Below are 13,183 nucleotides of genomic sequence, written 5' to 3'. Positions count from 1 at the left end.
ATCTAGTGAGTAATACTAGTTTTCCCTATTTCCCAGCGATCCGTTGGGGCAAAATTTTCCCTTGAGGAAGATTGGGATCACCATAGCCGTTCCACCAATCCCTCCAGCCCAAATTAAGCTTCTGGGCAACGGAAAGATCAACCCAAAGTAGGGTTAGGGCATTGTTAAAGATATGTAACAATATGGCAACGATGGCCGGGTTTAAAGCCAGTCTTCGCCGCTGAACCGCCTTTGTGCCTACCATGTTTGTCGATTTCTTCATTAAACGCCCCGTTTTTGCCAGCGTTTGCGCCATTATCATCCTCTTGGTGGGAATGATCAGCTTGGTCAATCTCCCCGTGGCCCAGTTTCCCGAAATTGCCCCCACAGCCATTCAGGTGACTTCCAACTACAGCGGTGCCAATGCGGAGGTGGTGGAAAGGGCCGTTACCGACATTTTAGAGCGGCAAATTAATGGGGTGGAAGGCATGCGCTACATCAGCTCCACCAGCAGTAACGATGGCACCAGCAGCATCACTGTCACCTTTGACCGCAGTCAAAATAAAGATATTGCCGCCGTTGACGTGCAGAATCGGGTGGCCCTAGCTTCCCCCCAGTTGCCAGAATCAGTCAATCGCACAGGGGTGAGGGTTAACAAAGAATCCAATGCGCTCTTGCTGGGCATTGGCATCACTAGCCCCAATGGTCAGTATGACAACGTCTTTTTAAGCAACTACGCCGACCGCTACCTGGTGGATCCCCTCCGTCGCATCACTGGGGTGGGGAATGTGCGGATTTTCGGGGAACGGCTCTATGCCATGCGTCTTTGGGTAGATCCGATGAAACTGGCGGCCCAACAGTTGACCATGGAGGATCTCAGCCAAGCCCTGAGGGAACAAAACCTCCAGGTGGGAGCTGGGCAAATTGGAGCGGAACCGGCACCGCCCGGGCAGGAATACCAACTGGATTTACGGGCTAGCAGTCAGTTGGCCGATTTGGGGGACTTTGAAAATTTAATTGTCAAATCAGGGCCCAGTGGCTCTGTGATCAGGTTTAAGGACATTGGCCGGGTGGAACTGGGGGCAGAGAATTACAACAGCTTTTTGCGCTTTCGGGGTGAGGAAGCGGTGGGGCTAGGTATTTATCAACTACTAGACAGTAATGCCCTGGAAGTTGCCCGCTTAGTTAAAGATGAAATGGCCCGGCTGGCGGAGAATTTTCCCGAAGGCATTGAGTATAACGTGGCCTTTGACACCACTGAATTTGTCCAGGAGTCTCTGTTTGAGGTGGTAAAAACCCTCTTAATTGCGGTGGTTCTGGTTATTTTGGTCATTCTGGTTTTTCTCCAGGATTGGCGATCGGCTTTAATTCCCGCTTTGACCATTCCCCTAGCGCTCATTGGCACCTTTGGCTTTGTTAAACTATTTGACTTTTCCATCAATAGCTTGACTTTGTTCGGTTTAACTTTGGCCACGGGGATGGTAGTGGACGATGCCATCATTGTGGTGGAGCAGATTAGCCGTTTCATTAAGGTGAAGCACGAAGACCCCAAGCAGGCGGCCCAAGAAGCCATGGGGGAACTGACGGGGGCGGTAATTGCCACTTCCTTGGTGTTGATGGCGGTATTTATTCCGGTGGCATTCTTTCCGGGAACAACGGGGGCTTTATACCAACAATTTGCCCTCACCATTGCCTTTTCCATTCTCCTGTCTACTTTTCTAGCCCTCACCCTCACCCCTTCCCTCTGTGCCCTACTGTTGCGGGAAGGCCAGGAACCTCCAGCGGCGATCGCCTGGTTTTTTAATTGGTTTAACCGGCGGCTGGAGCGGGTACGTCAACTCTATGGCGGTGCTCTGCAGAGGCTAGTCAAGTTTAAGACCATAGTAGTGGGGGTTTTTGTGCTCCTAATCGGGGCCACGGCCTGGTTGTACTTAACAGTGCCCACCGCCTTTTTACCGGACGAAGACCAGGGCTATTTCATTACCATCATTCAGGCTCCCCAGGGAGTATCTTTGCAGTACACCAGTCGGGTCATGGCCCAGGTGGAAAAGGAGTTATTGGCAGTGCCAGAGATAACGGCAACTTTTGCGGTGGGGGGATTTAGCTTTAGTGGTAATAGCCCTAACCAGGGCATCATTTTCTCCCGCCTCAAACCCTGGGGTGAGCGCCCCGCTCCCAATCAATCGGTGCAAGCCATCATCGGTCAAATGTTTGGTAAATTTTCCCAGATTCCTGAAGCCAACATTTTTCCCCTTAATCCGCCTCCCATCCGGGGACTAGGACAGTTTGGCGGCTTTGACTTCCAACTACAGGATCTGCGGGTTAACAGTGGATTGGATACGATGGTGGCCACCATGGGGCAAATTTTGGGGGCCGCGAACCAAAGCCCAGATTTACAAAGGGTGTTCAGCACCTTCCAAGCCAATAGCCCCCAATTGATTGTGAATGTGGACCGCAACCGAGCCAAAAGCTTAGGAGTCCCCGTGGACCAAATTTTCCAGACCATGGAAACAGCCTTGGGCTCTAGCTATGTGAACGATTTTGTCTTGCAGGGCCGCACCTATCGGGTTTACCTCCAGGCTGACGAACAGTTCCGCAGTAGCCCAGAGGATATTAACCGGCTGTATGTGCGTAGTGAATCCGGCACCATGATCCCCATGGCCAATCTGGTCAAGGTTACCCAGGGGGTAGGGGCACCGATCATCACCCACTACAACCTATTCCGTTCCATTGCCATTACGGGGTCCGCTAACCAGGGGGTGAGTACGGGACAGGCCATGAATGCCATGGCGGCGATCGCCCGTCAAGTGATGCCACCGGGGTTTGATTTCCAGTGGTCGGGGATTTCCTTGGAGGAAGTTACTTCCCAGGGGCAGGCACCAATCATTTTCGGTTTGGGTTTATTGTTTGTTTTCCTGGTATTGGCCGCCCAGTACGAAAATTACGTTGATCCGGTAATCATTCTTTTGAGTGTGCCCCTAGCTATTTTGGGGGCGTTGATGGCCCAGAGTTTGCGGGGCTTTCCCAATGATGTGTACTGTCAAATTGGCTTGGTGATGCTTATCGGTTTATCCAGTAAAAACGCCATTCTAATCGTGGAATTTGCCAATCAACTCAGGGCACAGGGTTATCCCATTGTCAAAGCGGCCCTAGAGGCGGCCCAGGATCGTCTCCGTCCCATTCTCATGACTGGTTTTTCCACCCTGTTTGGCATTTTTCCCCTGGCGATCGCCACTGGAGCAGGGGCCGGTAGTCGGCAAGCGTTGGGCACAGCGGTGTTTGGCGGCATGTTGGTGGCCACCTTCCTGAGCTTGTTTGTGGTGCCGGTTTTATACATTGTGGTCAAAACCATCAGTGGGCAACTTTTGGCCCCTAAATCCTCCCCATCGGAACCTCTCCCCGAAGCCCAGCCCCAGAGCCCGACCCCAGCGCCCCACCAGAATGGCTAAAATATGAAGACATAAACTATGTCCTAAAAATTGACCCCTAACTCCATGGCCCCCACCCTGCTCCTCTCCCAGGATTTACCCAGCCTCAACTACACCACCCCTGGCGATCGCCTCGATGGTAGATGGCAGGAATCGTTATCCACCCTATTGGGTTTGGGGAGGGCCGCTGGAGCAGACTTTGTGGAATTTTTCCTCGAAAAAGTCAATTACGTCAGTTGCTTAGCCGAAGATGACGCCATCACCAGCCTCACCCCCAGACTCTCCAGCGGTTGTGGCGTCCGGGTTTATAAAGGCAAGGGCGACTGCTACGTCAGCACCAATGACCTTTCCTTCAATGGTCTACGTACTGCCCTGGAAAAAGGCCTATCCATCTTGGGTTTAACCTTGCCGGCCGGCCAATCCTTTGTGCCTGAACTGAATCTGGAAATGTTACGGGACTATGCCGGAGCGAAGGAAAAAGACCAATGGCTACATCGTTGTAGCCCCATGCAGGAGATGAGCGATATTTTGCTGGGGGCCAACCAAAAATTAGACCGCTATGCCAGCCATGCCCAATCCCGGCGGGCCGCCTATTTTCGTGATTGGCAAGAAGTTTTGGTGGCGGCCAGTGACGGTACCTTTGCCCGGGACATCCGCCTCACCCAATCCGTGGGATTTTCCCTCTTTTGTGCCGATGGTGAACACCGCACTTCCATGAGTAAGCGTTCCGGGGACACCAGTAACCCCGACTATTTACGCACTTGGGATGCGGAAACTGCGGCCCAGGAAGTGGCGGAATCCGCCGGAAAAATGCTCTACGCTGACTATGTGGAATCGGGCAACTATCCCATCATTATGGCCAACCAGTTCGGGGGGGTAATTTTCCACGAAGCCTGTGGTCACCTGTTGGAAACCACGCAAATTGAGCACAAAACCACTCCTTTCCTGGATAAAAAAGGGGAAAAAATTGCCCATGAAAACCTCACTGCCTGGGACGAAGGGCTGACCGATAAGGCCTTTGGCACCATTGATATGGACGACGAAGGTATGCCCACCCAGCGCACTCTGTTGATCGAAAACGGCATTTTGAAAAACTTCATTGCCGATCGCACCGGTTCCATCCGCACCGGCCATCCCCGCACCGGCAGTGGTCGTCGGCAAAGCTATGCCTATGCAGCCGCTTCCCGCATGCGTAACACCTACATTGCCCCGGGTAATTATTCGGTGGATGACATTTTTAATTCCGTCGAAAAGGGTATTTACTGCAAGCAAATGGGCGGCGGTAGCGTAGGAGCCACGGGGGAATTTAACTTTGCGGTTTCTGAAGCTTACTTGGTGGAAAATGGCAAGTTGACTAAACCCCTTAAAGGCGCAACGTTAATTGGTACGGCCACGGAGATTATGAATAAAATTTCCATGTCTTCCCAGGATTTGGGCTTGGCGGCGGGGTTTTGTGGCTCTGTGAGCGGCAGTGTCTATGTCACCGTGGGTCAGCCCCACATTAAGGTTGATGGCATTACGGTGGGGGGACGTTAGGTTTTTCCCAATTGCCCAAAACTTCTAAAATTCCCCAGTTCAGCCTAGGGTACGGGCGGAAACAAAGCGTTCAATGCCGGCTAGATCCCGATGAATGTGGATATCTTGATAGGTTCCATTCTTCCTCAACAGTTCAGCAACGATGGGGGCCTGGCCGGCCATAATTTCCACTAACCAAAAACCACCGGGCTTTAAATAGGCTGGCGATCGCCGAATTAATTGTTCCACTGCCTGCAAGCCATCGGCCCCGCCATCTAAAGCTAAGAGGGGTTCATGGTTAATCACTTCCGGCTGTAAATGGGGCAATTCCGCCTGGGGAATGTAGGGAGGATTGGACACCATGCCCTGCACCTGGCCCCGTAGATATTCGAGGGGTTCCCACCAATGGCCCTGATGGAATTGAACCCGATCGCCAAGCTGATGGCGTTGGGCATTTTCCCTGGCGATCGCCAACGCGGGGGCACTGCAATCTACTCCATGGACTAGGGCGTGGGGAAAGAGGGAAGCTAAGCCCAGGGCCAGGGCCCCACTGCCGGTGCCTAAATCTACCCAATGGTCGGAGGGGTCCCTTAATCCCCACTGGTCACTTTGGTTTTGTACTATATCAATAATCAACTCCGTCTCTGGGCGGGGAATCAATACATCACTGGTAACTTTGAGGTCAAAATTGCGCCATTGGGTGTGCCCCAACAGGTATTGCACCGGGTATTTCTCCTCCACCCTTTTCTGCCAGCCCTGTTGAACATTGTCCCAAGGTTCCCTGAGGCCAATTTGCCTGCGACTAAAATCTTGCAACCGTAAGGTTAAGCGGTCTAAGTCCGTCCACCCCTGCAAAAGCCAATCCAGTTCCCCCACTTCAATGCCATGGGCGATCGCCATTTGTCGGGCTGTGGCATACCATCGGGCAAATTCTTCACCGGCGACAAAGCCCTTAATCATTGTGTTTATGATCAACCATCAAATACATGGCAAAATTCCGCTGTTAATTGGGGAGACTACCCAGGAATTATTTTCGCTCCCAGAAGGATACTAGTAAAATACGGATGAGGTTGTCCCCTGGAACCCCAAGCAAATGGTTATTCCTCCCCAAATTTCCCATGTCCGTTATTAGTCCCTCTCTACGCATTCTACTCATTGAAGACAACCTAGCTGAGGCCCGCCTACTACAAGAAATTCTTAAGGGTTCCCCTACGGAAAACTTCGAGTTTAAGCATGTGCAAAGGTTGGGGGACGCCTTGGCAATTTTAGACCAGGGGCAAAAGTTCGACATCATTCTGCTGGATTTGACCCTACCGGACAGCCAAGGGTTGGATTCTCTGCCCAAACTCCAACAGCATCAACAGCAGTTACCAGTTATTGTTCTCACCCACCACCAGGACGAAGCTTTAGCCCTAGAAGCGGTGCGGCAGGGGGCCCAAGATTATTTAGTCAAAAGGGATGTTAGCCTTGACGTGCTTTTGCGTTCTGTCCACTATGCCATCCAACGTCATTGCCTATCCCGGGAATTAGCAGTGGAAAACCAGACCCTCAATGCTAATCTCAAGCGTCAGGAAAGGGAATTGTCCGAGGCGAAGGCAGCCAATAAGCTCAAGTCGGAGTTTGTCTCCATGCTTTCCCATGATTTCCGTAATCCCCTCAATACAATTCTGCTATCAGCGGGGCTCCTGGAAGAAAGCGGCGATCGCCTGAGTAAAGGGCAACAACATAATTATTTCAACATGATCCGCACAGCAATTAAAGATTTAGATGAATTGTTGTCGGAGGTTTTACTGCTGGGAAAAACGGAAAATGGCCAGCTCAGTTGTCAATTTGAAGCCCTCGATTTACTCTACTTTTGCCAGGACTTAATGCGTTTGGTGAACAGTGCCCAGCGACAACCCAGGCCAATTCATTTCCACACCGAAGGTAATTTGCAGCAGGGGGTATGGGATGCCCATTTATTGCGCCACATTATCTGTAATCTTCTCAGTAATGCCATTAAATATTCCCCTGCCCCCACGCCAATTTTGTTTGATGTCATTGCCAAAGATAAAACAATGATTTTTCGGGTCGCCGATCAAGGCATTGGCATTCCTCCCCAGGCCATGGCGGAATTATTTAATCCCTTTTTCCGGGCGGACAATGTGGAGGGGGTAACGGGAACCGGGCTAGGGCTGGCGATCGTGCAACGCTGCGCCAATATCCATGGCGGGGAAGTGGAAGTGGAAAGCCAAGAAGGGGGAGGGTCTTGTTTTACTGTGCGTTTACCGATTCTGGAAATTGCCGACAATGGCGATCGTGTCAGCTCCTGAAGAACGGGGGAAATTTTATCCAACGGTGGCTGAATAGGGATGGACAAAGAATGGACAGAAGGGGACTGAGGTAGAGAAAATTCTATTTTTTTCCATGTTGAGGAGGGAAGTGGCAACCCTGAAACCCTTGATTTTACAGGTTTTTTGGGACTGACATGCCCTGGGGATTTCCCTATGCTGTAGTTATTGAAAGCAAAGGAACACCACACCATGTTTGCCTCCACCAACTACACCTCCACCGCCATCCGCAACTACACCATCGCTGCTGTGACCGTTTTAACCCTGAGCATGGGCATCGGTGAACTATTTAATAATCCCAATCGCATTGCCACCCAAAACACCATTGACAATTACAGTTCCTACATTGGTGCTGGTTTGGTCAGCTATGCCCAGTCTTCCCTCAAATAAATTAAAGTTTCTAGCCTTTTCTTTCCATTGCTCCATAGTCTGGTAAAGGTTGTAGTCGCAAAGCCTATTGGTTAACCATAACTGGAAATAAAAGTAGAAAATATTTAGTTCAAAGAAGCGAAGTTTACAGAAGAAAATCAGCGACAGGTTAATCGGCACCATCAATCAACTGTTGCATTGCCCTACTAAAATCCATTAACTGTTGATAGTGCCCTAATAAACGCTGTTGGTAATGATGTCGTCGTTCTGGGGAACGGGCCGATCGCCAAAAAAGTAATTCCGTGGAGAGTAGGCGTAGGGTTCTTCGCAATTCCGTTTGCAGTGATGGCCATTGTTGTGCGCCCTGGGTCGGCAGTTCTTCCGCTGTGATGCTGAGCAAATGATGCCCAAGAAAATCCCCTAGTCCGCTAACTTGCTTGGCCACCGTTGCCTCCTCGGCTTCAGGATCGGCCATGGTCAACTGACATCGCTCCAGCAATTGTTGTAATTCCCTAAGGCGATCGGGTAAATCAGATGGTAGCGTAGACGACATTGCTCCGGGGGATTTGGCAGGGGTTGGGCGGATCAAGGTTAAAATAATGTTAAGGCTTGCTGATATTAATTCAGATTTGTCGGGACTGTATGGTCAAACTCCCTGGGATATGTTCTGGGGAGAGTACGGCTTTTACATCTCCATAGCAAAAGGAGCAAAAAATCATTAATAACCATTAACATTAATTAACACTAATCCCTAAATCCTGCACCGATATAGGAATGTCTGTTAAAAGATAAATACGGGATTTTGACAAGCTAATGGCTGATATTATATCTTTCCCCATTAACTGGCAATTATCGGCTCTTTTGGTCGTTTTTTTCTGTTTTATACCTAGTTAGTGCAAGCTACCCTAACATCCTCCCCAAAACTATGAATGCCGTCGCCGCTCTGCCTACCCCCACCATTCACACCACCCTTCCCCAAGATATCCACGATATCGAACTGCCCCAGTGGTTAGAGGATTGTTTACAGCAGTGGCAAATAGAGGTGGAACAGGGCCAGGACGAAGCAACGGCGCCCCATTGTTTAATCTGTCGAGCTTTCTGTTTTGCTTACGATCTCCATGCCCAACAGCGACGTAAATCTGGGGAACCCTACATTGCCCATCCAGTGGCGGTGGCGGGGCTACTGCGGGACCTGGGGGGGGATGAAGCGATGATTGCGGCGGGATTTTTGCACGATGTGGTGGAAGATACGGACATTAGCATTGAACAAATTGAGGCTTTGTTTGGCGAAGAAACGGCCAGTTTGGTGGAGGGGGTAACTAAACTTTCTAAATTTAATTTTTCTAGTACAACGGAACATCAAGCAGAAAATTTCCGGCGCATGTTTTTGGCCATGGCCAAGGATATTAGGGTGATTGTGGTCAAATTAGCCGATCGCCTGCACAATATGCGGACTTTAGATGCGTTAAATACCGAAAAACAACGGCGCATTGCTAGGGAAACTAAGGATATTTTTGCTCCTTTAGCTAACCGTTTGGGGATTTGGCGCTTTAAGTGGGAATTGGAAGATCTTTCCTTCAAATACCTAGAGCCCGATTCCTACCGCAAAATTCAGTCCCTGGTGGTGGAAAAAAGAGGCGATCGGGAATCCCGTCTGGAAACCGTTAAGGATATGTTGCGCTTCCGTCTGCGGGATGAGGGCATTGAACATTTTGAACTCCAGGGCCGGCCCAAACACCTCTACGGCATTTATTACAAAATGACCAGCCAGGATAAGGCCTTCGAAGAAATTTATGACATTGCCGCCCTACGGATCATTGTGGAAAGCAAGGGGGAATGTTACCGGGCCCTGTCGGTGGTACACGACGTCTTTAAACCCATTCCAGGGCGCTTCAAGGATTATATCGGTTTGCCCAAACCCAACCGTTACCAATCCCTCCACACCACGGTTTTGGGACTAACTAGCCGGCCCCTGGAAATCCAAATCCGCACCGAAGAAATGCACCATGTGGCAGAGTACGGGATTGCGGCCCACTGGAAATATAAGGAGAGTGGTGGCTCGGAAAATACGGCTCTCACTTCCACTGACGAAAAGTTTACTTGGTTGCGGCAACTGCTGGACTGGCAAAGCGATCTCAAGGATGCCCAGGAGTATGTGGAAAACCTTAAACAGAATCTCTTTGACGATGACGTTTATGTATTCACCCCCAAGGGAGAAGTAATTTCCCTGGCTCGGGGCGCCACGCCGGTGGATTTTGCCTATCGCATCCACACTGAGGTAGGGCACCACATGAAGGGGGCTCGGGTTAATGGCCAATGGTTAGGGGTGGATACCAGGCTGAAAAATGGCGATATTGTGGAAATTGTCACCCAAAAGAATTCCCACCCCAGTTTAGATTGGCTCAATTTTGTTGTTACTCCCAGTGCCCGCCACCGCATTCGCCAATGGTTTAAGCGTTCCCGGCGGGATGAAAATATTCTCCGGGGCCGGGAATTGTTGGAAAAGGAATTGGGCAAAACTGGTTTAGAGGCCCTGCTGAAATCGGAGCCGATGCAAAAAACAGCAGAGCGCTGTAATTACCAAAATGTGGAAGATTTGTTGGCGGGTTTGGGCTACGGCGAAATTACTTCCAATGCCGTCGTCAACCGTCTGCGGGAAAATAATGTTAACAACGTTAAAAATAACCAGTCCAACCAGGAAGTTACCCTCGCCAGTTCTCCCCAAGTCCATCCCACTGCGCCCCCGGCCACAGGTAAAGATAATTCTCCGATCGCCGGCATTGAAGGCTTGCTTTATCACATTGCTGGTTGCTGCCATCCGTTACCAGGGGAACCCATTATGGGGGTAGTCACCAGGGGGGCCCGGGGTATTTCCATCCATCGCCAGGGTTGCCATAATCTCGAGCAAATGGACGGCGATCGCCTGATTCCGGTGCGGTGGAATCCCAACAATAATAATCACCAAACCTATCCGGTGGACATTGTCATTGAAGCCATTGACCGAGTGGGGGTGCTGAAGGATATCCTTTCCCGCCTCAGCGATAATCACATTAACGTCCGCAACGCCGATGTTAAAACCCATTTAGGGCGGCCCGCTATCATCAGTCTCAAAATTGACATTCGGGACTATCAACAACTGTTGGGCATCATGGCCAAAATTAAAAATATGAGTGATGTTATGGATCTACGTCGGGTAATCTCCGGTTAGTTTGGCCATCTGGCCGATCCCCATCCCCCGCTAGAGGATATCCACAAATCCTGACATTAAACAGTTAGCAAGGTAGGGGGCAGAAGTGAAGGGAAACGCTCCTATGGCCTGCCTAGAAACAAAAAAAATCCCCTGTAATTAGGAGATTAAAAAAGTTTTGAGTCAGAAAACTTAACTTGTCATCAGTTTAGGTACCGGAAGCCCAGGAATGGATGTATTCCACCTGTTCGGGGGTCAAGCTGTCAATGGCAATGCCCATGGCTTGGAGTTTCAAACGGGCAATTTCTTGGTCCACTTCCACCGGAATGGAGTGCATACCGGGCTCTAATTGACCCTTATTTTTGACCAAATGCTCACAGGCCAAGGCTTGGTTAGCAAAGCTCATATCCATCACCGCACTGGGGTGCCCTTCAGCGGCGGCCAGGTTAACCAAACGGCCTTCGCCAATCACAATAATGGATTTGCCATTGGGGAGAATATATTGCTCCGTGAAGTTGCGTACTTCCTTAACTTCCTTAGCCTGTTCCTTGAGGGATTTGAGGTCAATTTCAATGTCAAAGTGACCAGAGTTACAAACGATCGCCCCATCCTTCATGACAGCAAAATGCTCGGGACGAATGACGTGTTTGTTGCCGGTGACAGTGATGAAAATATCTCCCTGTTGGGCCGCTTCGGCCATAGGCATGACTCGGAAACCATCCATGGCAGCTTCGATCGCCGGTACGGGGCTAATTTCGGTGACAATTACGTCAGCTCCCATACCTTTGGCCCGCATGGCGACCCCTTTACCACACCAGCCATAGCCAGCCACCACAATGGTTTTACCGGCTAGGAGAATATTGGTGGCTCGGATGATGCCGTCCAGGGTGGATTGGCCGGTGCCGTAGCGGTTGTCGTAGAAATGCTTAGTGTCTGCATCGTTGACGTTCATGGCGGGGAAGGTAAGTACCCCATCGTTGAACATGGCCCGCAGGCGCACAATACCAGTGGTGGTTTCTTCGGTGGTACCAATGATGTCACTCAGTTGGTGTTGCCGTTCCTGTACCAAGGTGGCTACCACGTCGCTACCGTCGTCAATGATGATGTTGGGGCGGTGATCCAGGGCAATTTGCACATGGCGGTGATAGGTTTCGTTATCTTCCCCTTTGATGGCGTAAACGGGAATGCCGTAGTCGGCGACCAAACAGGCAGCCACGTCATCTTGGGTGGACAGAGGGTTACTGGCAATGAGCAGGGAGTCAGCCCCACCGGCATGCAAGGCGATCGCCAAGTTAGCGGTTTCGGTGGTAACGTGACAGCAGGCCACCAAACGGATACCAGCGAAGGGTTTTTCCTGGGCAAAACGTTCCCGAATTTGCTTTAGAACGGGCATTTCCCGGGCCGCCCATTCGATGCGCTGACGACCTTGGGGAGCGAGGCTAATATCTTTAATATCGTATTTCTGTTTAACGGGCGTTGCTACCATACGGAGTAATTCCTAAGAACTTTGCTTGAATGTGATATAACTTAACATTTTATCGGTCTGGAATGGCGATCGTCCCTTTGGCCATTGACAGACTGTTAGCGTCGATTTGCAAAGTTCTGATCTGTCCCTAAATTTCCCTACTAAAGCTCCGGCAAATGGGAAAAATTTAAATTTATCCCCCCAGAATTAGGGCCAGAAGGCTTTTTGAGCAGATTCTTGGGGAACTATTGGAAATGCAATAATGGGAGTTATAATTCCCCTCTCGGAGAAAAGCAAAAATGAACTCATTGCCGCCACTAGACTTCCCTGAGCTGAAGAATATTATTGCCCAATGTAATCTTGAAGAAAAACTAGAATTACTAGAACTTTTAGAGAAGGATACTTTTGCCACCAGATTCAACAAATTTCTCAATTCCGTCAAAACCGATGAATTAACTCTAGAAGACATTACCCGAGAAGTTGAAGCAGTCCGGCAAGCTAACTACCATGAACAATGAAGCTATCCGGGCTGTGATTGATACGAATATCTGGATTAGCTTTCTGATTGGAAAAACTCTTCAAGGTTTGAATCAAGCTATTATTGATAACTGAGTGGTGATTTTATTCAGTGAAGATTTGTTTGTTGAGCTGATGGATGTATTATATCGCCCTAAGTTTAAGAAATACTTTTCCGAAACAGCAATCCAAAATTTAGTCGGACTGTTAAACGGAAAAATTGAATTGGTTAAGGTGAATTTTCACTTTGACAGTTGTCGAGACAAGAAGGATAATTTTTTGGGAGCATCCCAGTTTGTCAGCAAGCATAAATACTCATAGAGAAGGCGTGATTAAGATAGGCACAGCGTAGGCGTAGCATTCGGTTAACATTCTTGGGAGACCATTGAGCACC

General features: G+C 49.8%; 10 protein-coding genes and 1 pseudogene. 7 read left to right on the top strand and 4 right to left on the bottom strand.

The window, feature by feature from the left end; genetic code table 11:
• Window positions 1-25: 25 nt before the first annotated feature.
• Window positions 26-244 carry a hypothetical protein gene (locus H6G45_RS18190; protein WP_190599801.1) on the bottom strand — a complete coding sequence of 73 codons (219 nt, stop codon included), beginning with the start codon at window positions 242-244 and terminating at the stop codon, window positions 26-28.
• On the opposite strand from H6G45_RS18190, the gene H6G45_RS18185 reads away from it, so the two are divergent.
• The gene (locus H6G45_RS18185) at window positions 243-3,428 is read left to right on the top strand and encodes an efflux RND transporter permease subunit (RefSeq protein WP_190599800.1); all 3,186 of its coding nucleotides are present in this window, start codon (window positions 243-245) and stop codon (window positions 3,426-3,428) included. The genes H6G45_RS18190 and H6G45_RS18185 overlap by 2 nt on opposite strands.
• A gap of 45 nt (window positions 3,429-3,473) precedes the next feature.
• Entirely contained in the window at window positions 3,474-4,943 is a 1,470-nt protein-coding gene (locus H6G45_RS18180) for a TldD/PmbA family protein (RefSeq protein WP_190599799.1), read from the top strand.
• Window positions 4,944-4,982: 39 nt separating this feature from the next.
• On the opposite strand, the gene prmC is transcribed toward H6G45_RS18180, so the two are convergent.
• Entirely contained in the window at window positions 4,983-5,882 is a 900-nt protein-coding gene (prmC, locus tag H6G45_RS18175) for a peptide chain release factor N(5)-glutamine methyltransferase (RefSeq protein WP_190599798.1), read from the bottom strand.
• 158 nt (window positions 5,883-6,040) lie between these two features.
• On the opposite strand from prmC, the gene H6G45_RS18170 reads away from it, so the two are divergent.
• Window positions 6,041-7,234 carry a hybrid sensor histidine kinase/response regulator gene (locus H6G45_RS18170; RefSeq protein WP_190599797.1) on the top strand — a complete coding sequence of 398 codons (1,194 nt, stop codon included), beginning with the start codon at window positions 6,041-6,043 and terminating at the stop codon, window positions 7,232-7,234.
• 210 nt (window positions 7,235-7,444) lie between these two features.
• On the top strand, window positions 7,445-7,642 hold the full coding sequence (locus H6G45_RS18165; RefSeq protein WP_190599796.1) for a hypothetical protein: 198 nt from the start codon (window positions 7,445-7,447) through the stop codon (window positions 7,640-7,642).
• 148 nt (window positions 7,643-7,790) lie between these two features.
• Here the strand turns inward: H6G45_RS18165 and patD are convergent, their stop codons facing one another.
• On the bottom strand, window positions 7,791-8,174 hold the full coding sequence (gene patD, locus H6G45_RS18160; RefSeq protein WP_190599795.1) for a heterocyst frequency control protein PatD: 384 nt from the start codon (window positions 8,172-8,174) through the stop codon (window positions 7,791-7,793).
• Window positions 8,175-8,546: 372 nt separating this feature from the next.
• Here patD and H6G45_RS18155 point away from each other — a divergent pair, with 372 nt between their 5' ends.
• A complete protein-coding gene (locus H6G45_RS18155; RefSeq protein WP_190599794.1) occupies window positions 8,547-10,829 on the top strand; it encodes a RelA/SpoT family protein in 2,283 nt (760 codons plus the stop codon).
• 187 nt (window positions 10,830-11,016) lie between these two features.
• On the opposite strand, the gene ahcY is transcribed toward H6G45_RS18155, so the two are convergent.
• Window positions 11,017-12,294 carry an adenosylhomocysteinase gene (ahcY, locus tag H6G45_RS18150; RefSeq protein WP_190599793.1) on the bottom strand — a complete coding sequence of 426 codons (1,278 nt, stop codon included), beginning with the start codon at window positions 12,292-12,294 and terminating at the stop codon, window positions 11,017-11,019.
• A gap of 278 nt (window positions 12,295-12,572) precedes the next feature.
• On the opposite strand from ahcY, the gene H6G45_RS18145 reads away from it, so the two are divergent.
• Both H6G45_RS18145 and H6G45_RS18140 read left to right on the top strand, forming a co-directional pair.
• Window positions 12,573-12,791 carry a hypothetical protein gene (locus H6G45_RS18145; RefSeq protein ID WP_190599792.1) on the top strand — a complete coding sequence of 73 codons (219 nt, stop codon included), beginning with the start codon at window positions 12,573-12,575 and terminating at the stop codon, window positions 12,789-12,791.
• Window positions 12,781-13,110: pseudogene (locus tag H6G45_RS18140) on the top strand (putative toxin-antitoxin system toxin component, PIN family). Before H6G45_RS18145 ends, H6G45_RS18140 begins: the two are co-directional and overlap by 11 nt.
• Window positions 13,111-13,183 lie beyond the last annotated feature (73 nt).

The sequence above is a fragment of the Synechocystis sp. FACHB-383 genome (assembly GCF_014698605.1).
GTDB lineage: Bacteria > Cyanobacteriota > Cyanobacteriia > Cyanobacteriales > Microcystaceae > Synechocystis > Synechocystis salina.
Note: the sequence above shows the minus strand (reverse complement) of the source record. Positions and strands in the feature narration are given on the sequence as shown.